Source organism: Streptococcus sanguinis, from assembly GCF_050225395.1.
Classification (GTDB): Bacteria; Bacillota; Bacilli; order Lactobacillales; family Streptococcaceae; genus Streptococcus.
Window position 1 is genome coordinate 726,758 of record NZ_CP071431.1, and the last position, 24,179, is coordinate 750,936.

Sequence of the window (24,179 nt, forward strand, 5' to 3'; positions counted from 1 at the left end):
AAGTGATGAGTATTAAAAAATGTCTACATGCTATATTAATGGGCATCCAGACAGGGAGTGCAGTCTATCTGATTGTCCTTGCTCTCTCTATTCAAAAACATCCGCCCACAACTAGTAATATCGTCAGTGTCATGGTGATGAGCGGCTTGATCGGACTCATTAGTTCAATGTTAAAAACTGTTGAAGACCGATTCTCTTTTTTAGTCTCGATGTTACTGCACTTTGCTGCAGTCGCAGTCCTAGTATGCTGCTTCATGGTCTATAATAACTGGGGATTTTTAATTGCCAGCTGGCATTTCTGGCTGGATTTTATTCTGATTTATCTCTTTGTATGGCTCTTTCTTTACTTGGATACAAATCTTAAGACCAAGAAGATTAACAGTGCCTTGGCCAAGCGCAGAAAGGAAAAAGAAGGCAACTAATCTACTGAAAAATGTTCTGACAAGCATATCATAAAAAAATGGAGCTGGGACTGTATCCTGCTCCTGTCTTTTTGTATCTAAAAAACTCAAGCTAGATTTTCTAGCTTGAGTTTTATGTGCTATTACACTCCCAATCTGATATGAGGGAAGTGGTTGTAGAGATAGTCAAAGGTTGACTGGAGTTTGGTGTCCGTTGTTTTACCAATGTTCTTAATAGGCATTTGGTATTTCTTTTGATTGTTTCGAATAGCAACTAAGGTTGAGTTTCTGTTTGAAGCAACGAAGCCGCGCTGCATGGTGAGAATGTGGTGGTAGAGATGGACGACCTGTTTGAGATCAATCGCCTTGAAACCTCTATAGTAGGTAATGAGATGGTCTTTATAAACAGCAATTTTCAGCACATCGTCGTGGAAAGAAGCTTGCTCCAGCAGGATATTTAGATTGTCCTTGGCCTCTGGATAGGCTGCATAGATTTCTTCGTAGGCAGCGATATTTTTCTTGCGGCCGATAATTCCTATAACGACAAAGAAAACACAGAGTCCAATCAAAAACAGAATGTAGAACATGAATGCAAGATTGTCAGATTCAAATTCAGTGATAGAGATATAGGAGCTGCTTGACATTACTGTGATGACTTCGGGATTGTCTGCTAGGAGACCGCGAACGAGGCTGCCATAATTAGAGATATATCCCTGATTTTTTTTAGGGGAGTTAGCATTAACATAGGAGCCAACGATTCGGACAGGATTTTTTTCCAGCTCGCCCTTTTTCTCTTTTTCCAAGAGCTGGGCAATCTGCTTGTCCCCTTTTTTAGCCTGCAGACCAACATATCCGTCTTGGTAGGCAACCAGCCAAACTTGAGTATTATCTTCTACTTCAATCAGGGCCTCTGGGAAAATATATGACACTTCAGCATAGACTGCTGAATCTGCTCCCGACTCGCTATTTCGGTCATAGGCGGTCTTGGTGTTGACCTTTTGGTATTGGATAAAGCCCATTACTGCAGCAACAACTAGAAAAATAAGAGAAATTACCAGTAGGGCGATGATACCCTGGTTTCGTCTTTCCTTGAGCATAGCTCAACCTCCAAAATATAATCTAAAAAAATAATTTGATTAGCAAACTATCTTTTTTTGTATAGTATAACATAAATGCTTGACAAGTGGCAAGATTGTGTTAAAATATGAATGAACACAAAATATAATTCATTCACAAAAGAGGCGTGGAAATGGATAAAAAAAATGAGCTCCTGGCTGCGGCTAGAGAAGTCTTTGCAGAAAAAGGCTATAAGGCAGCTGGAATTTCTGATATTGCTAAGAGAAGCCAGATGGCTGTCGGATCTTTTTACAAGTATTATGAGTCCAAGGAAGCTATCTTCTTGGAGGTTTATGTAACTGAAAATAGCCGTATACGTGAGGGAATCATGCAACGCGTAGACTGGCAGGGCGAGCCCGAGGCAATCATTGAACAGCTTTTTGCAGTCACTTTTGAATTGATTTCGCCCAATAAAATTCTGGCTGAGTGGAACAAGCCGGGCATTTCTCAGATTCTGCACGATTACTATAATCAGGATGCTGGACGAGCGTCCAATGCCTTTCATCAGTTTCTGATTCAGACTTTCAGTCAGCGCTTGCAGGAAGAGGGCTTTTCGAAGGAGAAAATAGCTGAGATCATGAAGGTTTATGACTTGATTTACTACATAGACATGCATGTCACGGAGCAGGAATTTTCAGGCTACTTCGATAGTCTTGAGACTTTAGTGAAATATTTTGTTAAGGGAATTTTTTCCAAATAGAGGAAATTCCTTTTCTTAGAAGCGGGCATGAATGAATTTATAAAAATATTCATTCACAAACAAAGGAGGTGATGGGTTATGTCCTGTGATTCGGAAATGGAAAGGAACGTAATTAGATAAAGTATATTATTTTTTATCATGATATGAATGAATATTTTTGATAATTCATTCAAGAAACAGAAAGTGAGGAAAAGAATGAATAAGCAAGGAGGATTTGCCATGAGCGGATTGGCTATTTTAGGTATCTGTCTGGTGCTGATTGGTCTTTTGACCATTGGCTACGGCGGCGTGACAGTTGGTTTTAGTTTGAGTGTGGATTTTCAGTCATTTTTAGTCGGAGGTCTCATCGTTGTCCTAATCGGAGCAGCTTTGATTCCGGGCTTGCCGGCAGTTGTTAAGCTGACGGCACTGGCTTTGACAACTTTGTCATTGCTGATGTACATTCACATGATGCCAGATTTGGAGTTCATGCTTATGCTCATCTCAGATGTCGTGGTTTTAGGCTTTGCGGCATGGTTTGCTATCCTTTTTTTAAGAAAGTAGGTGATGAAGATGATTGTAGTTTATGATTCAAATACTGGTATTGGTAAACGATTTGCAGAATCACTGGGCTATCCGACCCAGACCATCAAGGAGAAGCTGGAAGAGCCCTGTATTCTCATTACTCGAAATGCTGGAGCTGGGAAAATTCCATGGTCTACCAAACGCTTTATCAAGAAGCATCCTGGGCTGATTAAAGGTTTTGTTAACAATGGCGACTCTGTTAAACACGGCCGGACCTTCTGCGGTGCGACTGCCCTGATTACCGAAAAATATGGGCTCCAGCATATCTGCGATATTGACCAAGGCGGTAGTCCAGAAGATGTCAAGACTGTGCAGTCATTTTTGGCGGAGTGCTAGTCTCATCAAGTTTCGCATAAATGGAGAACTCGTATGTCTAGGTTCAAGAAAATTAGGAGCTTGTTTCTGGCTCTGATTTCTGTCTTTATCCTAACGGCCTGTGGACATACACAGAAAGAGCCCGACACTTTAGATAAGACGGAAAGAAATTCTTCTAAACAAGAAGAAACAGATCAGAATCAGGTAGATGCAACTTCCAGTGCGTCACATAAAGATTGACCTTTTTGTCAAAATAGAAGAGCTGAATTTGTTCAATGATTTCAGCTTATCTGTTCATTATTTGGCCTGTTTTGCTTACCATAAAGGAGAGAGAAGACTAACATCTTCTTTCTCCTTTTTATGATAAAACCCTCTGAGCATTCCTATAGTTTTTTAATAGTCAATATGGTACAATGAATTAGTATTGTCTTTCCAGTGTTTGTCAAAAAGGCAGAAAAACATGAAAAGAACGTGTTCGACTGGCTGGCCAATACGCTGTACTTTTAAACAAATTTTACTTGTGAGAAAGGAAGATTGCATGAATAAAAAACTGAGAGTATGGTTTCAGCTCATCATTCTCTGTCTAGGCGTGTTCCTGCCTTTCCTAGCCGGAACCCTTAAGGCTCAGGCGGCGGAACTTAATGATGTCATCACTGAAATGCATCTCACCACTAACTCTGGTGAGCAGCTGACAAATGGTGTGGATATCTGGCAGACCTTCCGTGTCTATGCTAAGTTTGCCCTGCCAGACAACCAAGCCCATGCGGGTGATACAACGGTAATTCATTTACCGAATGAGTTTACCTTTGGGAATTCATCAGCTATTGAGCTCAAGGATGAAAACGGAGCCCTGGTGGCTAATGGAGTCCTGGATAGCGATGCCAAGACCATCACATTGACATACACAGACTATGTGGAGCAGAAGTCCAGTGTCAGAGGCGAGTTTTTCTTCTATTCGCGGATTGACCACGAAGTTGTCACAGAGGAAAGAGATATTCCAGCTACTTTCACAGTAGGCAATAATAGGATTCCTGCCGGCAGCATTCACTATAATGGCCCTCCGAAAAAGTATGAGTCCTTGCTAGAAAAGAGTGCTTTTCAATGGGATGCCGATGCTAAGAATGAAATCCGCTACAATGTGGCTATTAACCGTAACATGGGGAACTACAAAAATGTCTCTGTGACGGACAAGCTGGGTGATACAAACGCTAAGATTGTTCAAGACTCTGTACGAGTTTATAAGGTTTCTTGGCGCTGGAATAATGGTGATTGGGCGCGTGATTCGACTGAAGACGTAACAGCAGACTTCCAGTCTAAAATGACCTTTGGCGCTGAAGGTGATAGCTTGACAATCAACTTCGGAGATGTAGAAGGCTTCGGCTACCTAGTTGAGTACAAGACGCTGGCCGACTATGATTTGGCTGATGGAGAGGTTGTAGGAAATAAGGCTACCATGAACTACAACAATACCGAGACAGTGTCTGTCACTAACGAGTACTCTTATCAGATTGCTGGTGGAAAGTCCGAAGGCTATAACTTCAAGGTTAAGGTCCACAAGACAGATGAGTCTAATGCTTCTCTGAGCGGTGCAGTCTTTGAAGTGGTGCGGAAAGCGACCAATAAGGTGGTTGGCACAATCATGACAGATGCAGATGGGAACGCGGAAGTTGGTAATCTTCTGCGTGACACTTATATCCTGCGTGAAACGACTGCTCCAGCTGGTTACGATCGCCTGACAGAGGATATTACCATCAGTCCAACAGATTTTGGTAAGACTTTGAACGTAGGCAGTCCGGCATCTGGAGATTCTGGAGATAGCAGATTGGTTGAAGTCAATGTGGTCAATAAGCAAATTCAAACTCCAACGGATAAACAGGTAACGTTCAGTAAGGTCAATCTAGCTGGTGAGGAAATTGCCGGTGCTCAGATTCAAATTTTCAAGGGGCGGGAAAGCAAGGGCAGTCCTGTCGCATCTTGGACTTCAGAAGCTGACAAATCTAAAGAAATTAACCTAGAGCCAGGTGTTTACACCTTCCATGAGGAAGCGGCTCCGACAGGTTATCTGGCTGTGACTGATATTATCTTCCAAGTCAATGAAGATAGCACTGTAACAGTTCTAGATGCCAATAGCAATGCTGTAGAATATACAGATGGTAAGTTGTTCATTACTGACCAAGCGGCACCATCTGAACCTGGTACGCCTGATAAAGCAGTTCAAGGCGGTATTAAGCCAAATCAATCATCTGATTCTGATAAAGTAGCAGACGGTCAAGGAAAATCTAAAAAAGTTCTTCCTGCGACTGGCTCTGCTGAAAGTCTTGGACTAGTTCTTGCTGGTCTGGTAGTTCTGACTCTTTTAGGACTTTACCGTAAGACTCGACTGAGCAAATAAATAAAGAGAAGATAGAGTAGAATGCTTTATCTTCTTTTGTTTGCACATTTTTTGTCTAGTTTTTTTGCAGCTTACTTAGCAATTTCTTCCAGTTACTCATGCAGGGCAGCCACTTAGGGAAAAACTCTTGTTTTTGTCTCAGAATCCTCTATAATAAATGGCAAATAGAAAAAGGAGACAGAAGATATGACAGATACAAAAATTCAAGAGAAGCTGAAGCCAGGTTTGAAGTTAGAGGATTTTCAAAAAGATGGGGACATCTATCTGGCGCTGAATCCGGATTATGTCTCAGGGGACAATGCCAAGTATATGACCATGTACAATCGCTTTGCTCGCTGGTATGATTTGAGTGAGAAATGGCTGGGCGGTCTTCTCTATGGCAAGACAGTTGACAAGCTAAGAAGGGATCTGATGGCAGAAATAGAATGGAAGGACAATTTGTCAGTTCTTTATGTCTCTATCGGAACAGGTCACGACCTACGCTACATTCCTGAGAATATTGACCTGAAAAGCCTAGACTTTGTCGGGGCAGATATTTCCATAGGCATGCTGAAAAAATGCCAGAAATCCTGCGCCAAGAAAACAAATCTGCAGCTCTTTCATGCTTGTGCAGAAGACCTGCCCTTTGAGGATAATAGCTTTGACATCGTCTATCATATCGGCGGGATTAATTTCTTTAGCGATAAGGCCAAGGCCATGCAGGAAATGCTGCGGGTAGCTAAGCCAGGGACTAAAATTATGATTTCAGACGAGACGGCAGACTATGTGGACCAGCAATATAAGAAGAATCACTTCAGCAAGAACTATTTTAAGGACGCTACTGTTGATTTAGGAGAAATTGAGGCCGCTATACCGGCAGGGGTTAAGGAGAAGGAGTTGAAACTCCTCTGGGATGGGAAATTTTATGTCCTGACGTTTAGGAAATAAATCAGAAGAACCGGACTTTGTTTCCGGTTTTTTTGATTCTGAATAAAAGAAACATTCGTTACAGTTTAATTGTTAGAAAAATATTCCTTCATGCTAAGTGACAAAAAGCTAAACAAATGTTAAAAAAATCTCCTTTTGTGTATAGCCATTTTTCTTATAGTATGATAAAATGTAGATGTAATGTATCTATAAATGTTCGCTTTTTAGAAAGTGGGCACTGACAAGATGGGGAAGCTCAGTTAGTATACAATTACATTGTACATTTAAAACTGAATATTGTGAGAAAGGAAAATTGCATGAACAAAAGGATTAGAGCATTGCTCCACCTTATTATTCTTTTTTTAGGAGTCATTCTGCCATCTTTGGCGCCACTGACTCAGGTGCAAGCAGCTGAGATTGGTAATGCTATCACGGAGATGAGTCTGAAGAATTCTTCAGGTGGTGATTTGACGCAGGGGGTTGATATTTGGGAAACTTTTCGAGTTTACGCAAAGTTTGTCTTGCCGGATAACCAAGTACATCAAGGTGATACGACAACAATCACCTTGCCTTCTGAGTATGCTTTTGGGAACTCTTCAGCTATTGAACTTAAGGACAGCTCGGATAACGTTGTGGCAAATGGATTTTTGGATTCAACCAACAAGACCATTACTTTGACCTATACAAATTATGTTGAGCAAAAGTCTGGTGTCCAAGGAGAATTCTTCTTCTATGCACGAGTTGACCATGATGTTGTGAGACAAGAAGGTGACTTGAATGGTGGATTTACCGTAGGAGGTCGGATGTTGTATCCGGGAATCGTCCATTATAATGGACCGCCCAAAAGATATGACTCAAAAATTGAAAAGAGCTCTTATCAGGCAGCAGAAGACGGTAAGAATGAAGTTCATTATAATATTGCGATTAACCGCAATATGGAGCATTATACCGATGTAACGATAACTGACAAAATTACCTCGCCTAATTTTAAAATCATGAGAGACTCAATTCGGGTCTATAAAATTGCTTGGCGTTGGAATAATGGAGATTGGGTGCGGGATTCAACAGAAGACGTGACAGCTAATTTCCAATCAAAGATCACGGAGAATGCCGCTGGTGATGGATTCACGATTGATCTTGGCGACATGGATGGTTTCGGGTATTTGCTGGACTATAAGACAAAAGCAGATTACGATCTTGTTGATGGTGAGCGTGTTTCCAATAGTGCTACCATGACCTATAATGGTGGTCAAACAACGACATCAGCTGAAAATCGCTCTTATCAGATTGCCGGCGGTGTTGGAGAAGGCTATGTTTTCACTATTAAGCTTCATAAGGTTAATGAAAATGGTGAGAACCTGCAAGGTGCAGAATTTGAAGTTGTTCGTGATCGGAGCGGTGCAGTTGTCGGAAAATTAACCACAGATTCTAACGGGAATGCCAACTTGGGCGACTTGTTACGTGATGATTATACCATCCGTGAAGTGACTCCTCCTACAGGATATGATAAATTAACTGAGGAAATTAAGATTGGTTCCCAGGATTTTGGAACAGACAAATCTGTATCGCGTGAAATCGTCAATAAGAAGACGGTAACCGAGCAGGATATAACCTTCAAAAAGGTAAATCCAAACGGAAAAGAAATTCCTGGTGCGGAACTAAAAATCTATAAAGGTGATCATGTTGATCAGGAGGAGGCTCCTGTTGCAGACTGGACTTCAGAAGAAAATACTTCTAAAGTGATAAAACTGTCTCCAGGAACCTATACACTGACTGAAGCTAATGCTCCTGCTGGTTATCAATATGTTGAAGATATCACATTTACTGTAGGTGCTAATGGCACTGTTACTCTTGTGAAAAAAGGAGCAGAAGATACCGTTCAAGCAGCGGGTTCAATTCTGACGATTACCGACAAGGAGGACAATAGTCCTAAAGCCATTACCTTCAGCAAGGTTAACCTAGGCGGTACTGAAATTGCTGGTGCTCAAATTAAGATTTTCAAAGGCAACAAGGCTCAAGGTCAAGCTGTAGAAAGCTGGATATCCGAAGCCAATCAGTCTAAAGAAATCAATTTAGAGCCTGGTACTTACACCTTCCATGAGGAAGCGGCTCCAACGGGTTACCTCAAAGTAACTGATATCACTTTCCAAGTCAAACATGACGGTACAGTGGAAGTTACCAATGTCGGAGAAAAAGACTCCAAAGGTGAAAACAACAAGGTTGTGACTGACGGAGCAACTTTGAAGGTAACAGACAAGGATGACGACTCAGAACGTGATGTGACTATCAAAAAAGTAGATCCAAACGGGAAGGAGATTCCTGGTGCGGAACTGAAACTTTACAAAGGCAGTCGGATTCGTCCTGAAGCTAAACCTGTTGCAGAGTGGACATCCGAAGCCAACTCATCTAAGGTCGTAAAATTAGCTCCAGGGACATATTCTCTGAAAGAAAGCCTTGCTCCTGCTGGATTTGTAGCTGTAGAAGATATTAAGTTCACAGTTCATTCTGATGGTACCATTACAGTTGATGCTAAAGGAGCAACAGATTCTGTTGAAGCAAATGGCTTGGTTCTTACTGTAACTGATAAAGAGGACAATAGTCTGAAAGCCATTACTTTCAGTAAGGTCAACCTTGGCGGAACTGAAATCGCAGGTGCTGAGATCAAGATCTACAAGGGCGAGAAAGCTGAAGGCACAGCTGTAGAAAGCTGGACATCCGAAGCTAATCAGTCTAAGGACATCAACTTGCCTCCGGGCACTTATACCTTCCATGAGGAAGCAGCCCCAACCGGTTACCTTAGAGTTACTGATATCACTTTCCAAGTCAAGCATGACGGTACAGTGGAAGTGACCAATATTGGCGAAAAAGACTCTAAGGGTGAAGCTAACACCGTTGCGACCAATGGTTCAACAGTAACTATTACTGATAAGGATGATGATCTTCCACGTAAGATTACCTTCAGTAAGGTCAACCTTGGCGGAACTGAAATCGCAGGTGCTGAGATCAAGATCTACAAGGGCGAGAAAGCTGAAGGCACAGCTGTAGAAAGCTGGACATCCGAAGCTAATCAGTCTAAGGACATCAACTTGCCTCCGGGCACTTATACCTTCCATGAGGAAGCCGCTCCAACAGGCTACCTCAAAGTGACCGACATCACCTTCCAAGTCAAGCATGATGGTACAGTGGAAGTGACCAATGTTGGCGAGAAAGACTCTAAGGGCGAAACTAACACCGTTGCGACAAATGGTTCGACTGTTACAGTAACCGATAAGGATGATGATCTCCCGCGTAAGGTGACTTTCAGTAAAGTAAACCTAGGCGGTACTGAGATTGCCGGTGCTCAAATCAAGATTTACAAGGGCGAAAAAGCTGAAGGCCAAGCAGTAGAAAGCTGGACATCCGAAGCTGGTAAGTCTAAGGACATCAACTTAGCACCCGGTACTTATACCTTCCATGAGGAAGCCGCTCCAACGGGCTACCTCAAAGTAACGGATATCACCTTCCAAGTCAAACATGACGGCACAGTGGAAGTGACCAATGTTGGTGAGAAGGACGCTAAGGGCCAAGCTAACACCGTAGCGACAAACGGTTCAACTGTTGCAGTGACTGACAAGGACGATGATCTCCCACGTAAGGTGACCTTCAGTAAGGTCAACCTTGGCGGTACTGAAATTGCCGGTGCTGAGATCAAGATTTACAAGGGCGAGAAAGCTGAAGGCGATGCAGTTGAAAGCTGGACATCCGAAGCTGGTAAGTCTAAAGACATCAACTTAGCACCTGGTACTTATACCTTCCATGAGGAAGCCGCTCCAACAGGCTACCTCAAAGTGACCGACATCACTTTCAAAGTGAAAACTGACGGAACAGTAGAAGTGACCAATGTCGGAGAGAAAGACTCTAAGGGTGAAGACAACCGTGTTGTAGCGAATGGTGCAACTCTAACTGTAACCGATAAAGACGATGACAGTCCCAAAGCGATTACTTTCAGTAAAGTAAACCTTGGTGGTACAGAAATCGCAGGAGCTCAAATCAAGATCTACAAGGGCAACAAGGCTGAAGGCACAGCAGTCGAAAGCTGGACTTCTGAAGCTGGTAAGTCTAAGGATATAAATTTAGTACCTGGCACTTACACCTTCCATGAGGAGGCAGCCCCAACCGGTTACCTTAAGGTTACCGACATCACATTCCAAGTCAAGTATGACGGTACAGTGGAAGTGATTAGCGTAGGAGAAAAAGACGCTAAGGGCGAAGCTAACACCGTTGCAACCAATGGTTCAACAGTAACTATTACCGACAAGGACGATGATCTCCCACGTAAGGTGACATTCAGCAAAGTCAACCTCGGTGGTGCTGAAATCGCCGGTGCTGAGATCAAGGTTTACAAGGGCGAGAAAGCTGAAGGAAACGCAGTCGAAAGCTGGACATCCGAAGCAGGTAAGTCTAAGGACATCAACTTGGCACCTGGCACTTATACCTTCCATGAGGAAGCGGCTCCAACGGGTTACCTCAAAGTAACGGACATCACATTCCAAGTCAAACATGATGGAACGGTGGAAGTGACCAATGTCGGAGAGAAAGACTCCAAGGGTGAAGAGAACAAGGTCGTAACCAACGGCTCAACTGTTACAGTAACGGATAAAGACGATGATAGTCCCAAAGCGATTACTTTCAGTAAAGTAAACCTTGGTGGTACAGAAATCGCAGGAGCTCAAATCAAGATCTACAAGGGCAACAAGGCAGAAGGCCAAGCAGTAGAAAGCTGGACATCTGAAGCTGGTAAGTCTAAAGAATTGAACTTGACTCCAGGTACTTACACCTTCCATGAGGAAGCGGCACCAACCGGCTACCTCAAAGTGACAGACATTACTTTCCAAGTAAAAACTGACGGAACAGTAGAAGTAACCAATGTCGGCGAGAAAGACTCTAAGGGTGAAGAGAACAAGGTCGTAACCAACGGCTCAACTGTTACAGTAACGGATAAGGACGATAATCTTCCACGTAAGGTAACCTTCAGTAAGGTCAACCTCGGCGGTACAGAAATTGCTGGTGCAGAGATTCAAATTTTCCAAGGCAAAGAGGCAACTGGCAATCCTGTAGCAAAATGGACTTCAGAAGCAAATACATCGCATGAGCTTGGATTAGCTCCTGGAGTATATACCTTCCATGAAGCTGCAGCCCCAACCGGTTACCTAGCTGTTACCGACATTGTGTTCCAAGTGAATCTCGATGGCACAGTAACAGTTGTAAATGCTGACGGAAATACAGTAGAATACAAGGATGGGACGTTAGTCGTAACTGACCAAACGAAACCGACTGGCCCAGACAAGGATCCGTCTAAAAAAACAGATGAACCAGATCCGAAAAAATCAAATCAAGATAAACCTGGAGACAAGGGAAAGACGAAGAAAATTCTGCCTTTCACAGGTACAGAAATCAGCTTTACGCTACTTGCTTTTGGTCTGATTCTGATAGTTGGTTGTGGGGTTTATTTCGGAATCCGTTTCAAAAAATAAAACAGAAAGCAAGTGTCAATGAAAATTGACGCTTGTTTTTTTTATGCAACTGACCATCGTTTTCTTACCGGATACCGGATGGTTAATACCACTTACTGAAAAGCCCTTGTTTTTGCCTCTGAATCTTCTATAATAGTTGTCAAAGAAGAAAGGATATTTTTACTATGTCTAAACAAATTATAGACCCGATTCAATTGCGCCACGGTGCCAAATTAACCAACCGTTTGGTGCTGTCCCCTATGTATACTTTTAGTGGCTTAGAAGGAGGATTTGTGTCTGATGATACTTTGCGATACTACGGAGCACGCTCTCAGGCAGCCAGTCTTTTGATTACTGAATTTCATTATGTCAGTCCATCAGGAGGGCCTTGTTACCAGACTGGCTATCCAGTTCAATTAGGTATTTACTCTGATGACCACATCGAAGGGGAGAGAAAATTAGCTACTGCCCTTCAAAAAGATGGCAATAAAGCGATTTTGCAGCTTCATCATGGTGGGATAGCAGCTTCCGGCCGTGCTTTGAAGGGTGAGGAAGTATTGGCTCCCAGTGCCTTAGATTTTTCTTTCTTGCCATATCCGGTGAGAGAATTGACCGATGAAGAAATCCTTGAAATTATCAAGGATTTTGGTCGGGCAGTCAAACGTGCAGTTCAAGCTGGTTTTTCAGGAGTGGAAATCCATGGTGCCAATCACTATCTGCTGCAGCAATTCTTTTCTAGCACTTCCAATGTTCGTCAGGACAGATGGGGTGGAACTTTGGAAAAACGTATGGCTTTTCCTTTGGCAGTAGTCGAGGAAGTGAAGCGTGCTGCAGCCAAGTATGCGCCAGAAGATTTTATTATTGGCTATCGGATTAGCCCAGATGAAATCCATAAAGGTCAAGTGGGCTATACTTATGAAGAAGCCAAGCTTTTGGTCAAGGAGCTGGTCAAGCACGAATTAGACTACATCCATTTGTCGCTTTTGGCTGGCTATGCTTCAAAACCTACAGGATCAGACAAGACCTATGCAGATCATTTTAAGGAAGTGATGGATGAGCAAACTAAACTGATTACAATCGGTGGTATCTTTAGTCAGGAAGATGCAGAAGCTGCTATTGAGGATACAGCTGCGGATTTAGTTGCAATCGGCCGTGGTACCCTGATTGACCCGCTATTTGGCTATAAAGTACAGACGGGACGAGGAGCAGAAATTGTCCATGAGATTAGCCCTGAGCAGTTGAAAAATTCTCAATTGACACCGGGCTTGCTTGAAGTGTTCAGCCGTAAGGATTCTGGCGGGCTGCCTCCTCTACCTGGTCATGACACTATTACCCATCTTCATACTGGTAAATATGGGGATGAGGGGCAGTAAGAATAGCCTGCTCAAGATAGTATTGACAGAAGTCTGAACCTCCTCTGGAAGAAAACTTCTATATCTTTAAATTTAGGAAATATATCATGAAAACCGGAAACAAATTCCGGTTTTTTATGTCCTTGATGAAAGAAGCCGATAGGTATCGGTGAATTTATGCCTATTGACTCAGTTTAAGGACAATTAAAAACTATTTTTTCTAAGTGACAAAAATGTAAGTTTAAAGGCTAAAATGAAAGGTTATCTTATGGCAGCTAGCCTGGGAATTCGCTATCCTATAAGTGTAAAGAAAAAGAAGATAATTATCTTCCAAACTAAAAATCAGATTTCAAGAAGGAGGCCCGCTATGAAAATCAATCTTTTTAACCATCGCCAAAGTAAACCTAAAGCTCAAAAGATTTCCAAGGAAGAAATCGAGAAGACTCGCCTAGGCTGTGCTTCCAGTCAATATTATTTCTGGCTGCAGTACAGCCACTGATAGTTTCCAGTATTTAAGGATGAGAGAAAGGTCAGTTGACTTTTCTCTTTATCCGACTTGGAGCACAAGATGACAAAAATGTAAGATTGGCAGGCAAAATGAAAGATTAGGTTATGGAAACTTGTCTGTCTTTCCGGTATGATAGTAGTATCAAGTTAAATAAAGAAGAGGTTCGAGTATGACATTATTAGACGTACAACACGTGAAAAAGATTTATAAAACCCGCTTTCAGGGCAGCCAAGTAGAGGCACTGAAAGACATTCACTTTACGGTAGAAAAAGGCGAATATGTCGCCATTATGGGGGAGTCAGGCTCTGGGAAATCCACCCTGCTCAACATCCTAGCCATGCTGGACAAGCCGACTGAGGGCCACGTCTTTCTCAACGGAACTGACACAGCAACCATCAAAAACAGCCAGGCTTCCAGTTTCCGCCGAGAAAAATTAGGATTTGTCTTTCAGGATTTCAACCTGCTGGACACCCTATCAGTCAAGGATAATATTCTTCTGCCGCTAGTCCTCTCTCGTCGTCCCATTACCGAGATGATGCAAAAGCTGGTTACGACTTGCAATGAGCTGGGGATTAACAAGCTGCAAGAGAAGTTTCCTTATGAGATTTCTGGTGGTCAAAAGCAGCGGGTAGCAGTGGCTCGGGCCATCATCACAGACCCTGAGATTCTGCTGGCGGACGAGCCGACGGGAGCTTTGGATTCCAAATCTTCGGCAGCCCTGCTAGATGTCTTTGACGACATCAATGCCCGCGGTCAAACCATTCTCATGGTGACCCACTCAACGGCAGCAGCTAGCCGCGCCAAGCGGGTGCTCTTTATCAAGGATGGGATTCTTTATAATCAAATCTTCCGCGGTGACAAGACTGAGCGGCAGATGTTCCAAGAGATTTCTGACACTCTGACAGTTATGGCAAGTGAGGTGAAGGACTAGTGTTTCGATTAGCAGCAAAATTGGCGGTATCCAATCTGATTAAGAACCGCCGTCTCTATTATCCGTTTGCACTGGCTACCTGTGTGGCTGTAGCCATTTCTTATATTTTCAACTCCTTGGCTTTTAATCCCAATCTATCCAAAATGACAGGTGCCAGCTCTGTTATCCTCGTTTTGGTCCTAGGGGTTGTTATTGTAAACATCACAGCTGGAATTATTGTCTTTTATGCCAATCAATTTGTTATGAAGAATCGCTCCAAGGAGCTAGGGCTTTATGGTATGCTAGGTCTTAATAAGAGTCATCTCTTTGTTATGACCTTTATTGAGCTGCTAATCTTCGGGCTAGTGGCTGTAAGCTTGGGGCTGACTATAGGTCTTCTCTTTGACCAGTTGATTTATGCCTTTCTGCTCAAGCTCATGGGTACCAAGGTGGTTCTAGTTTCGACATTTCAACCTTTTGTATTGGTATTGATTATCATTTTCTATGCTTTTGTATTTTTCTGCTTGCTGATTAAAAACGGCTTTTACTTAAGAAAGTTTGATGCTCTGCAATTAGTCAAAGAAAAAAATAGCGGGGAGAAAAAGAGTCGCTTTTTACTCTTGCAAACTATTATTGGTATGTCTTCTCTCGCTTTTGGCTATTATCTTGCTTTAGGTGTATCTAATCCGATGGCAGCCATTATCATTTTCTTCGTAGCTGTACTTTTTGTTATTCTAGGGACTTATCTACTTTTCAATGCAGGAACGACTGTTTTCTTACAATTTTTGAAAAAGAAGAAGACATTTTATTATCAGCCTGATAACATGATTTCGGTATCTAATCTAATTTTTCGAATGAAGAAAAATGCAATCGGTTTAGCGACGATTTCTATTTTGTCGACAATGGTTTTGGTTACCTTATCTGGTGGAGCTAACATTTATGCTGGCGGTGATTATATGCAGAATGCCATGTTCCCGCATGATTTCAGTATCCAAGGAAAAGAAATAACAGGTGAGGTGCTGGACCAAGCTTTGACAGAGTTTGTTCAAGAGCAGCAGCTACAGATTAGTAAAAAAGTTATTTACCAGTATTATACGATAGGAGTTAGCGGTCGAACTGGTAATCAGCTAGATATTTATTCTAAGGGACAGAAATCATTCACTCCAAATCTTTATATTTTGGCCATTTCTGAGAGTGATTATCAAGGAATGACGGGTCAAAATCTTCAGCTTAAAGATGATGAAGTAGCCATATTTGAGCAAGGACTGGAACTAGACAGCAAAAAAGATTTACAGCTAGCTGATAAAAATTTAAAAATCAAGAGAAAATTAAAAGAAGATTTCGTTTTCGGTAATATACCCGATCCGATGAATATGATAGTGCCTGAAAAAATCTATATGGTAGCTAAAAATCCGAGTCAAATCTTTTCTTCATTTATGAACGATTACGCTGTCAATGTTAACTATTATGGAGGATTAAATCTCAAGCTTCCAAAAGAAGAACAGAGAAAACTAAAAGAAGCATACCAAGAAAAGTTAAGCAGTTTTAATACCACCTTACCTGAAAATCAAGGTATTTATGGTTCGGTGACAGCCTTCGATAAGCAAGAAATAAAAGGAATGCTAGGTGGTATGTTCTTTATTGGAATTTTCCTATCAATCGTTTTTATGCTTGGAACTGTTCTTATCATCTACTACAAGCAGATTTCTGAAGGCTATGAAGATCGAGAAGGCTTTGTTATTTTACAAAAGGTTGGATTGGACGAAAAACAAATTAAGAAAACGATTCGTAGGCAAATTCTGATAGTCTTTTTCCTACCACTAATCTTTGCTTTTCTTCATTTGGCATTTGCCTATCACATGCTGAGCTTGATTTTATCTGCTTTAGGGGTGCTGAATGCCACACTCATGTTAGTGATGACTCTGGGTGTTTGTGCTCTGTTTATTGCAGTATATGTCGGTGTCTTTCTCATTACTTCTCGCAGCTATCGCAAAATTGTGGCTATGTGATAGTAGAGACAGGCTTCATATAGCTTTCATCTATTTTAAAGACTTAGGCTGAGATTTCTCTCAGCCTTTCTTTTCGGTAAATTTCTGAGAAAGATTCCTAAAAGCGTGGAAATATGATAAAATAGGACGTTAATGCAATTAGGAGAATAAAAATAGATGAATATATTTAGAAAAAAAGATGCTAGCAAGGATAGAACGGGCATGCGCCGTCACTTGAAAATTCCTGATTTAATTTTGCTTGGTATTGGAGCAATGGTAGGAACTGGGATTTTTACCATCACAGGGACCGGGGCAGCCAAATATGCTGGGCCTGCTCTGACCGTTTCGATTGTCATTTCAGCGCTTTGTGTGAGTATTTCGGCCCTTTTTTACGCTGAGTTTGCCTCACGTATTCCGGCCAATGGCGGAGCCTACAGTTATATTTATGCGGTTCTGGGAGAATTTCCTGCTTGGCTGGCTGGTTGGCTGACCATCATGGAGTTCATGACCGCTATCTCAGGTGTTGCCTCTGGCTGGGGCTCTTATCTGAAAGGATTGCTGAGCGGCTTTGGTATCCAGCTTCCGGCAGCTCTGAATGGTACCTTCAATCCAAAAGCAGGTACTTATGTGGACTTGCTGCCTATTCTGGTCTTGGTCTTTGTTACAGGGGTTGTCCTTCTGAACTCAAAGGCAGCCCTGCGCTTCAACTCAGCCTTGGTAGTCTTGAAATTCTCAGCCTTGGCACTCTTTATCATTGCAGGATTTTTCTTCATCAAGCCAGAAAATTGGTCTAACTTTGCACCATTTGGCTTTGGGGAAATTTATGGTGGGAAGGTCGGCATCATGGCTGGGGCTTCACTCATGTTCTTTGCCTTTCTAGGCTTCGAGTCCATTTCCATGGCAGTCGATGAAATCAAAGAGCCCCAAAAGAACGTTCCGCGTGGGATTGTCTTATCCTTGAGCATTGTGACCATTCTCTATATTTTGGTGACCTTGGTCTTGACTGGGATTGTCAACTTTAGCAAGCTGGATGTCTCAGATGCGGTGGCCTTTGCCCTGCGCAGCGTCGGACTTGGCTGGGCAGCTAACTATATTTCTGTCGTCGCTATTTTGACACTGATTACGGTCTGTATCTCCATGACCTATGCCCTGTCGCGGATGATTTACAGTATTGCGCGTGATGGTCTTTTGCCTCGCTCTTTCAAGAAATTGACAGAGACCAGTCGGGTGCCAAAGAATGCAACGATTTTAGTAGGGATTGCCTCAGCTGTCTGTGCCGGTATCTTCCCCTTGGCTAGCATCGCCTCTTTCCTCAATATCTGTACCTTGGCCTATCTTATTTTATTGGCTGTGGCAGTCTTGAAATTGCGGAAAGACAAAGGAATGCCCAAAGCTGGAGAATTCAAGACACCTCTGGTGCCTCTGACGCCAATCTTATCCATTGTCATCTGTCTATCCTTTATGACTCAGTACACCAAGGAAACCTGGCAGGCCTTTGGCATTGCCCTAGCGCTGGGAAGTCTCATCTATGCTTTCTATGGCTATCGAAACTCTGAAATCGCTGAAAAAGAGAAGTAGGGATAAAGTATTAATATTAAAGAGAAAGAAGAAATAGAAAAGAATGAAGAAACTTAATCTAAGCCAAAAGAAGAAAATCTGGCTCTTTGCCTTTGTTTTGCTTGCCCTGATCTTACTAGCGATTGTGATCAATATTCAGCTGAACCAGCCCGAAGATATGCATGCTGAGTATGTTCGACTTTGGAAGACAACTTGGCATGAGGAAAATAAAGACTGGCTCTATCCACTGAAAAATATCTGTCTTGTTATTCTGGCAGTTCTAGCTGGGTCTGGTTTGATGATTGCATTCTCTAAGAGTGAGAGATGGAAATAAGCTTCTGTAGATTTAAATGAAATAATCTTACAAAAATGTAAGATTGACGATGATAAATGTAAGGTAGAGACATGGAAAACGTGTCTCTATTTTGCTATAATCAGCTCAGAAATCCTCACAAGAAAGGTTGTGTGATTATGAAAAAAGTCCTTTTAGGTTGCTTGGGAACAGTACTGGTTTTGCTTGCTCTTTTAATAGGTTTTCTTGCCTACTTTGGTCCAGACTATGGCATTTTTCTTTTCCCACCTAGTCCGCAGGACTACGCTCGCTCGGTTGTGAAAAAGCTTGATTTTGGTCTTTATACGGACAAAGATTGGGAAAATGAGAAGAAGAAAGCCTTGGAGAAGCTTGAATCTGCCAAGACTTATCAAGACACCTATCCTGTCTTAGAAAAATTAACCAAAGAGGCTGGCGGAAAGCATTCTTATTTTTTAAATCCACAGGATAATCCCGAAAATAGTCCAGAAAGCAAAAACCAGCCTGAAGTGCAGAATCGAGAGGGAGTTCTCTATTTAAAAGTTCCTGCTTTCACAGGTGATGCACAGGCAGCGAAAGCTTATGCCAAGAAACTTTCAGCAGCTCTTAAAAAGGATGACTATCAGGCGGTTCTTGTGGATTTGAGAGACAATACCGGCGGGAATATGTATCCGATGATTGCGGGCCTGTCCACTCTTTTGCCTGATGAAGACCTCTTCCAATTTGTTTATAAAAATGGAAGCAAGAGCGCGATTTCTCGGTCAGATATTCTTAAGCAGCTTGGTCTGGAGCAGACTGATGAGAAAGCAAAGAAAGTGCCAATAGCTGTCCTTACCAATGGGAAGACAGGTAGCTCAGGAGAGATGACTGTTTTAGCTTTTAAGGGACTGGAAAATGTTAAAATATTTGGTCAGCCAACGGCAAGCTATACTACGGGAAATAATTATTATCAACTATATGATGGAGCGATTTTGCTCTTGACTACCTCGAGTATCCTAGATCGCACGGGCAAGCTTTATGAGAATGAGGCCATTCAGCCCGATGTCCTGACAGACCAGCCTTTAGAAGAGGCGGAGTCTTGGTTGAAGGGACAGATGGGAGAATAGTTCATTGAAAGCAGTCAAAAAGACTGCTTTTCTGCTATAATAAAGAGAAGAACGAGGTGACAGATGATTCGTAAAGTAAAACTAAGAGATGCCGCAGCCATTCAGCGGCTTAATGCTGAGTGCTTGGGCTATGACTTCGATAGGGAAGCGACGGAGGCTCAACTGAAGAGGCTGCTAGAGAATGACCAGCATTTGATTTTGGTAGCTGAAGAAGGCGGTCAGGTCATAGGTTACGCTCATGCAGCTAGCTACGACTGTCTCTATTTCCCGTCCTTGCTCAATCTATTGGCTTTGGCCGTCGCTCAGGAATTTCAAGGGCGGGGACATGGCAGAGCGCTGATGCAAGCTTTGCGCGAAGAGGGAAAAGCAGCAGGCTACACAGGAATTCGGATTAATTCAGGCATTTCCCGCACAGCTGCCCACGAATTCTATCGCAGCCTCGGCTGCAGCGAAAAAGCAGACCAGAAACGCTTTTATTGGGAGTTTTAGAGAAAGGAGGAGTAGATGATGATTGAACCGCTAACTCAGAAGCATGCTTTAGAAATTGCTAAGGACTGGCATTACGAGGCACCTTATGATTTTTATGACATGAAAAATGACCTGGAGGATTATGAAGAAATGGTCTCCCCAGAAGCGCGTGGGGATCGTTATTTTCAAGTACTGAGTGAAGGGGAACTCTATGGGTTTTTCTGCTTGGAGCAGAAAGGAAAGCAAGTTTTGGAGCTTGGTTTGGGAATGAAGCCGGAGCACTGCGGAAAAGGTCGGGGTGCTGCATTCTTGAAAGAAATTCTGGACTTTATCATAGAAAATTTTGCACCCCAAGTCATCAGGTTATACGTGGCTGACTTCAATCACCGAGCCCAGCAGCTTTATCTCAACATGGGCTTTCAAGTGTTGAGGCGCATTCCGCAGGAAAGCAATGGCGATATTCATCTCTTTGTGGAGATGGAGAAGAATGTCTAATTTTAGACTTTATTGCAAAGCAGCAGATAAAATTATTGACTGTCAAGAAAAAGTCGTCCAATATACTTATGACTGCGGACGATTATCAGCTAATTTGTAAATGAATATCAATAAACAAAAGGAGAAAACCATGACATTTGAAGAAATTTTACCAGGCCTTAAGAATAAGAAAAAATATGTGCGTGCAGGCTGGGGCGGAGCGGAAAACTACGTCCAGCTCTTTGACACGATTGAGCAGAATGGGGTGGCTCTTGAAGTGACACCTTATTTCCTCATCAATGTTTCAGGTGAGGGGGAGGGCTTCTCCATGTGGAGTCCGACTCCTTGTGATGTGCTCGCGACAGATTGGGTGGAAGTAGATGACTAAGACGGTACTAGTTACGGGAGCTAGCTCTGGCATTGGCCGGGCTCAGGCTCTGACCTTTTTGGAAAATGGCTACCGGGCTTATGGGGTGGACAAGGATGAAAATCCTGGTTTTCTCAATGAGCTTCGTTTTGTCAAGATGGATTTGACAGAGGAGTTGACACCGCTCTTCACCAGCTTGCCTGAGGTGGATATTCTCTGCAATACAGCAGGTATTTTGGACAATTATCGTCCCCTGCACCAGACCAGCGACGAGGACTGGGAGCAGATTTTTGCGCTCAATCTGTCCGCGACTATGAAAATCACCCGCTTTTACCTGCGGAAAATGCTGGAGAAGAAATCTGGCATCATTATTAACATGTGCTCGATTGCTAGCTTTCTGGCTGGCGGCGGCGGTGCTGCCTATACAGCCTCTAAGCATGCTCTGGCTGGCTTGACCAAACAGATAGCCTTAGACTATGCGGATAAAAATATCCAAGTGTTTGGCCTAGCGCCAGGCGCTGTCAAGACAAACATGACTGCCTCCGACTTTGAGCCAGGCGGACTGGCAGACTGGGTTGCTGAGGAAACGCCTATCAAGCGCTGGCTGGATCCTCAGGAAGTGGCAGACATCAGCCTCTTTCTAGCCAGTGGTAAGGCATCTGCTATGCAGGGCGAGATTATCAAAATCGACGGCGGCTGGAGTTTGAAGTAAGGAAATAAAATGTTTAAATGGGAAAAACGCAAAAAGACTTATATGATTTGTCTAACTCTGCTATTTCTTATCTGGGTAAACAATACAAGCCTCTTTTCTAATAAAGAGGGGAAGGAATATAAAATCCTAGCCCATCGAGGGCTTGCGCAGACCTTTGATGAGTCTAAAGCGGACTGGGAGAGCAATACGGCAGCCATGATTGACCCGCCTATGCATCCCTATCTTGAGAACACTATTTCTTCGATGCAGGCGGCTTTTGACCTAGGAGCGGATGCAGTGGAGTTTGATGTGAAATTGTCCAAAGACAAGCAACTGGCAGTCTTTCATGATGCAACTCTCGAATTCAAAACTGGCATTGAGGGAGAAATTCAGGACTACACGATGGCTGAGCTCAAAAAGATGGATATCGGTTACGGTTATACGGCTGATGGCGGAAAAACCTATCCTTTTAGAGGAAAAGGAGTCGGTCAGATGCCCACAATAGATGAGGTTTTTGAGTCTTTTCCCGACAAGGAGTTTGTGATTGAGGTCAAAGACGGGAAATTAGAAACCTATAAAGTCTTGTGGGAGAAACTAAAAATGCTTTCGCCCGAAAGGCTAAATAAACTCAGTGTCTGCGGGGCAAGCGAGGAAGGCGTTCATTGGTTGCGCAGTCAAAGCAGCAGCCTCAAGCTCTTGTCGAAGAAGCGCATGCTTAAGGCTCTTATCCAATATGAACTATTGGGCTTTACGGGCTATATCCCTGAGGAAATGAAAAATGCAGAGCTGCGTATTCCTTTGAAATATGCCAGATTCTTATGGGGTTGGCCAAATAAATTTATGGAAAGAATGGAAGCTGTCAATACACGGGTTGAGCTAACAGCTGGCGGCAGCGACTTATCAGAAGGTTTCGATCATATCCATAGTCTAAAAGATATTCCTGAAAGCTTTGACGGCTATATCTGGACGAATAAAATCAATGAACTGCATCTGAAAGAAGACAAAGAATGAAGGTAAAGAATACTTTTTTCCAATCCTGGACCAAAAATATGGTACTTTACGGTTTGGATGCTGGCCTAGGGCAGTTCTTCATGAATGCGCCTGAGACATCCTGCCTTTACCAACTAGGAAATTTCATTTTTCCGGCTGGTTTGGCGGATTCTGATTTTTGGCAGGATTATGGCATAAAATACAGCTTGGCTGACAAGGTCATTATCTCCGAGGAACCTAGTTGGCAAGAGTTTCTAGATAGCCAGAGTGAGTTGCAGCAATTTACTCGCTATGCTTTTGCGGACAGGGCAGACTTTGACACAGAGGCTTTGGAGAAATGGCGGAGCAGGCTACCAGCAAACTACCACCTTTGTCCGATTGATAAGGAGAGTTATGAGCGTTTGGCTGAGGAAATCTGGTCTCAGGATTTGCAGGGTGATTTTTCCGATTTTGACCATTTTCAAGCGGCGGGTGGCTTTGGATTTTTGTTCTATTCAGGAGAGGAAATCATCGCTGGCGTATCGACAGGATTGGTCTATCATGGAGCTCTTGAGATTGAAATAGCTACCAAGCCAGCCTACCAAAGATAGGGCTTGGCCAAAATCTTGGGTGCCCAGATGATTTTAGAAGCCCAAAAACGCTCACTCTTTCCTCTATGGGATGCGCACAATGAGGCCTCCAAGAAGGTCGCAGAAAGATTGGGCTATAAGTGCCTAGGAGCTTATCCAGCTTATGAATGGAAAGGGACTTTTGATCAATGAAGAAAAACCAAACCTATTTCTTAAAAGACATCATTGAGGCTGTAAAATCGGAAGAGCTAGATGATGATTTCTGTTTGTATGCTAAGGAAAATGGAGAACTGAATTTTCAGGACAGCTACTTGCTTCCTTGTTGGTAAAGTTTTTGTCCTTTAGGGCAAAAATCATGGCTATTGTTATCATTAAAGCAAACCAAAAGGCGGGAATGAGAATAGGAGAAAGCATTTCGCGAAGGGCTGGTGCAATAGCGCTGAGTAGCCGACTAAGGAGAATTCCTGTTAAGGGAGTTGTTAGGGCAAACCAGCGCGGGTAAGCCGTTTTCTTACTCAAAACGAGGATAACAATAAATAGGAGAAGTACAGCCATAAGTACGAAATAAATAAGCAGAAAGTTATTTTTCACTATTGAAAAGCTTTCTAGTAATTTTGCAATATCGGCAGAGGGATTATGGGCATACAGCCGCGAAGTGGCGGCAAAATAGAAATAGCTGGTGTGGAGGAAAACACAGACAGTCATGAGAATCCAAGCTCCTACTATTCCTAGCCATTTTTGTCTCAGCCCGATAGAGAGGATATAGACGCCCATTCCTAAAAGCGGGAAAAGAAGTAAGGCATAGCCTGCAAAATCAACTTTCCAAGCTGCTAAATCAGGCATGTGCTGCCAAAATCCCTTTCCAAAACCGTCAGAGATAGCAATCAATATATCTGCAACATAAATCAGCCAGCTTCCTAAAATAGACCAGGGAGCCCAGCGACGGATCGTTTTTTGAGTCATAAGCGCCTCCTTTAGACTTGTGTTGCTAACATTTTACTAA

At 42.8% G+C, this 24,179-nt stretch carries 22 protein-coding genes and 1 pseudogene; 21 read left to right on the forward strand and 2 right to left on the reverse strand.

The features are described 5' to 3' along the window. The first annotated feature begins 5 nt into the window (after nt 1-5). On the forward strand, nt 6-422 hold the full coding sequence (locus J1C81_RS03700) for a DUF3021 domain-containing protein (protein WP_002914646.1): 417 nt from the start codon (nt 6-8) through the stop codon (nt 420-422). Nucleotides 423-544: 122 nt separating this feature from the next. Here the strand turns inward: J1C81_RS03700 and J1C81_RS03705 are convergent, their stop codons facing one another. Further along, nucleotides 545-1,498, reverse strand: a complete 954-nt coding sequence (locus tag J1C81_RS03705; RefSeq protein ID WP_002914647.1) for a hypothetical protein — start codon at nt 1,496-1,498, stop codon at nt 545-547. A gap of 152 nt (nt 1,499-1,650) precedes the next feature. On the opposite strand from J1C81_RS03705, the gene J1C81_RS03710 reads away from it, so the two are divergent. The 20 genes and pseudogenes from J1C81_RS03710 to J1C81_RS03805 all read left to right on the forward strand — a co-directional run bounded on the left by J1C81_RS03710 (nt 1,651) and on the right by J1C81_RS03805 (nt 23,368). Then, nucleotides 1,651-2,217, forward strand: a complete 567-nt coding sequence (locus J1C81_RS03710) for a TetR/AcrR family transcriptional regulator (protein ID WP_002914648.1) — start codon at nt 1,651-1,653, stop codon at nt 2,215-2,217. Nucleotides 2,218-2,412: 195 nt separating this feature from the next. After that, nucleotides 2,413-2,760, forward strand: a complete 348-nt coding sequence (locus J1C81_RS03715; protein ID WP_032909680.1) for a hypothetical protein — start codon at nt 2,413-2,415, stop codon at nt 2,758-2,760. Beyond that, on the forward strand, nt 2,761-3,117 hold the full coding sequence (locus J1C81_RS03720) for a class Ib ribonucleoside-diphosphate reductase assembly flavoprotein NrdI (RefSeq protein WP_002914650.1): 357 nt from the start codon (nt 2,761-2,763) through the stop codon (nt 3,115-3,117). Between the two features lie 33 nt (nt 3,118-3,150). Next, the gene (locus J1C81_RS03725) at nt 3,151-3,336 is read left to right on the forward strand and encodes a hypothetical protein (RefSeq protein WP_002914651.1); all 186 of its coding nucleotides are present in this window, start codon (nt 3,151-3,153) and stop codon (nt 3,334-3,336) included. A 298-nt stretch (nt 3,337-3,634) separates the two neighbouring features. Next, nucleotides 3,635-5,488 carry a SpaA isopeptide-forming pilin-related protein gene (locus tag J1C81_RS03730; RefSeq protein ID WP_002914657.1) on the forward strand — a complete coding sequence of 618 codons (1,854 nt, stop codon included), beginning with the start codon at nt 3,635-3,637 and terminating at the stop codon, nt 5,486-5,488. A gap of 186 nt (nt 5,489-5,674) precedes the next feature. Further along, the gene (locus J1C81_RS03735; RefSeq protein WP_002914658.1) at nt 5,675-6,415 is read left to right on the forward strand and encodes a class I SAM-dependent methyltransferase; all 741 of its coding nucleotides are present in this window, start codon (nt 5,675-5,677) and stop codon (nt 6,413-6,415) included. A gap of 296 nt (nt 6,416-6,711) precedes the next feature. Continuing rightward, a complete protein-coding gene (locus J1C81_RS03740; protein WP_002914661.1) occupies nt 6,712-11,907 on the forward strand; it encodes a SpaA isopeptide-forming pilin-related protein in 5,196 nt (1,731 codons plus the stop codon). Between the two features lie 164 nt (nt 11,908-12,071). Then, entirely contained in the window at nt 12,072-13,259 is a 1,188-nt protein-coding gene (locus J1C81_RS03745; RefSeq protein ID WP_002905986.1) for an NADH-dependent flavin oxidoreductase, read from the forward strand. 346 nt (nt 13,260-13,605) lie between these two features. Continuing rightward, on the forward strand, nt 13,606-13,737 hold the full coding sequence (locus tag J1C81_RS03750) for a hypothetical protein (RefSeq protein WP_009659231.1): 132 nt from the start codon (nt 13,606-13,608) through the stop codon (nt 13,735-13,737). Nucleotides 13,738-13,915: 178 nt separating this feature from the next. Further along, a complete protein-coding gene (locus tag J1C81_RS03755; RefSeq protein WP_002914662.1) occupies nt 13,916-14,677 on the forward strand; it encodes an ABC transporter ATP-binding protein in 762 nt (253 codons plus the stop codon). Continuing rightward, nucleotides 14,677-16,665, forward strand: a complete 1,989-nt coding sequence (locus tag J1C81_RS03760) for an ABC transporter permease (protein ID WP_002913044.1) — start codon at nt 14,677-14,679, stop codon at nt 16,663-16,665. The genes J1C81_RS03755 and J1C81_RS03760 overlap by 1 nt, the downstream gene beginning before the upstream one ends. 156 nt (nt 16,666-16,821) lie before the next feature. Beyond that, a complete protein-coding gene (locus J1C81_RS03765; RefSeq protein ID WP_002914663.1) occupies nt 16,822-18,222 on the forward strand; it encodes an amino acid permease in 1,401 nt (466 codons plus the stop codon). A 43-nt stretch (nt 18,223-18,265) separates the two neighbouring features. Then, a complete protein-coding gene (locus J1C81_RS03770) occupies nt 18,266-18,535 on the forward strand; it encodes a hypothetical protein (protein WP_002914664.1) in 270 nt (89 codons plus the stop codon). Nucleotides 18,536-18,606: 71 nt separating this feature from the next. Continuing rightward, the gene (locus J1C81_RS03775) at nt 18,607-19,617 is read left to right on the forward strand and encodes a S41 family peptidase (protein WP_002914665.1); all 1,011 of its coding nucleotides are present in this window, start codon (nt 18,607-18,609) and stop codon (nt 19,615-19,617) included. A 63-nt stretch (nt 19,618-19,680) separates the two neighbouring features. Further along, entirely contained in the window at nt 19,681-20,106 is a 426-nt protein-coding gene (locus tag J1C81_RS03780; protein ID WP_002914666.1) for a GNAT family N-acetyltransferase, read from the forward strand. Between the two features lie 15 nt (nt 20,107-20,121). Then, nucleotides 20,122-20,580, forward strand: a complete 459-nt coding sequence (locus tag J1C81_RS03785) for a GNAT family N-acetyltransferase (RefSeq protein WP_002914667.1) — start codon at nt 20,122-20,124, stop codon at nt 20,578-20,580. A gap of 130 nt (nt 20,581-20,710) precedes the next feature. Continuing rightward, on the forward strand, nt 20,711-20,947 hold the full coding sequence (locus tag J1C81_RS03790; protein ID WP_032909681.1) for a DUF2829 domain-containing protein: 237 nt from the start codon (nt 20,711-20,713) through the stop codon (nt 20,945-20,947). Further along, nucleotides 20,940-21,638, forward strand: coding sequence for a 3-oxoacyl-ACP reductase (locus J1C81_RS03795; protein WP_002914669.1), 699 nt, complete (start codon nt 20,940-20,942; stop codon nt 21,636-21,638). The genes J1C81_RS03790 and J1C81_RS03795 overlap by 8 nt, the downstream gene beginning before the upstream one ends. A 9-nt stretch (nt 21,639-21,647) precedes the next feature. Next, nucleotides 21,648-22,628, forward strand: coding sequence for a glycerophosphodiester phosphodiesterase family protein (locus J1C81_RS03800; protein ID WP_002914670.1), 981 nt, complete (start codon nt 21,648-21,650; stop codon nt 22,626-22,628). After that, a pseudogene (locus tag J1C81_RS03805) lies at nt 22,625-23,368 on the forward strand (GNAT family N-acetyltransferase). The gene J1C81_RS03800 and the pseudogene J1C81_RS03805 overlap by 4 nt, the downstream one beginning before the upstream one ends. Nucleotides 23,369-23,449: 81 nt before the next feature. On the opposite strand, the gene J1C81_RS03810 reads toward J1C81_RS03805, so the two are convergent. Beyond that, nucleotides 23,450-24,139, reverse strand: a complete 690-nt coding sequence (locus J1C81_RS03810) for a DUF6796 family protein (RefSeq protein WP_032909682.1) — start codon at nt 24,137-24,139, stop codon at nt 23,450-23,452. Between the last annotated feature and the right edge of the window lie 40 nt (nt 24,140-24,179).

Bases quoted from the DNA above. Each gene is read 5' to 3' on its own strand.
- J1C81_RS03700 (WP_002914646.1), top strand. From the start codon at position 6: ATGAGTATTAAAAAATGTCTACATGCTATATTAATGGGCATCCAGACA.
- J1C81_RS03705 (WP_002914647.1), bottom strand. From the start codon at position 1,498: ATGCTCAAGGAAAGACGAAACCAGGGTATCATCGCCCTACTGGTAATT.
- J1C81_RS03710 (WP_002914648.1), top strand. From the start codon at position 1,651: ATGGATAAAAAAAATGAGCTCCTGGCTGCGGCTAGAGAAGTCTTTGCA.
- J1C81_RS03715 (WP_032909680.1), top strand. From the start codon at position 2,413: ATGAATAAGCAAGGAGGATTTGCCATGAGCGGATTGGCTATTTTAGGT.
- J1C81_RS03725 (WP_002914651.1), top strand. From the start codon at position 3,151: ATGTCTAGGTTCAAGAAAATTAGGAGCTTGTTTCTGGCTCTGATTTCT.
- J1C81_RS03730 (WP_002914657.1), top strand. From the start codon at position 3,635: ATGAATAAAAAACTGAGAGTATGGTTTCAGCTCATCATTCTCTGTCTA.
- J1C81_RS03735 (WP_002914658.1), top strand. From the start codon at position 5,675: ATGACAGATACAAAAATTCAAGAGAAGCTGAAGCCAGGTTTGAAGTTA.
- J1C81_RS03740 (WP_002914661.1), top strand. From the start codon at position 6,712: ATGAACAAAAGGATTAGAGCATTGCTCCACCTTATTATTCTTTTTTTA.
- J1C81_RS03745 (WP_002905986.1), top strand. From the start codon at position 12,072: ATGTCTAAACAAATTATAGACCCGATTCAATTGCGCCACGGTGCCAAA.
- J1C81_RS03750 (WP_009659231.1), top strand. From the start codon at position 13,606: ATGAAAATCAATCTTTTTAACCATCGCCAAAGTAAACCTAAAGCTCAA.
- J1C81_RS03755 (WP_002914662.1), top strand. From the start codon at position 13,916: ATGACATTATTAGACGTACAACACGTGAAAAAGATTTATAAAACCCGC.
- J1C81_RS03765 (WP_002914663.1), top strand. From the start codon at position 16,822: ATGAATATATTTAGAAAAAAAGATGCTAGCAAGGATAGAACGGGCATG.
- J1C81_RS03770 (WP_002914664.1), top strand. From the start codon at position 18,266: ATGAAGAAACTTAATCTAAGCCAAAAGAAGAAAATCTGGCTCTTTGCC.
- J1C81_RS03775 (WP_002914665.1), top strand. From the start codon at position 18,607: ATGGAAAACGTGTCTCTATTTTGCTATAATCAGCTCAGAAATCCTCAC.
- J1C81_RS03780 (WP_002914666.1), top strand. From the start codon at position 19,681: ATGATTCGTAAAGTAAAACTAAGAGATGCCGCAGCCATTCAGCGGCTT.
- J1C81_RS03785 (WP_002914667.1), top strand. From the start codon at position 20,122: ATGATGATTGAACCGCTAACTCAGAAGCATGCTTTAGAAATTGCTAAG.
- J1C81_RS03790 (WP_032909681.1), top strand. From the start codon at position 20,711: ATGACATTTGAAGAAATTTTACCAGGCCTTAAGAATAAGAAAAAATAT.
- J1C81_RS03795 (WP_002914669.1), top strand. From the start codon at position 20,940: ATGACTAAGACGGTACTAGTTACGGGAGCTAGCTCTGGCATTGGCCGG.
- J1C81_RS03800 (WP_002914670.1), top strand. From the start codon at position 21,648: ATGTTTAAATGGGAAAAACGCAAAAAGACTTATATGATTTGTCTAACT.
- J1C81_RS03810 (WP_032909682.1), bottom strand. From the start codon at position 24,139: ATGACTCAAAAAACGATCCGTCGCTGGGCTCCCTGGTCTATTTTAGGA.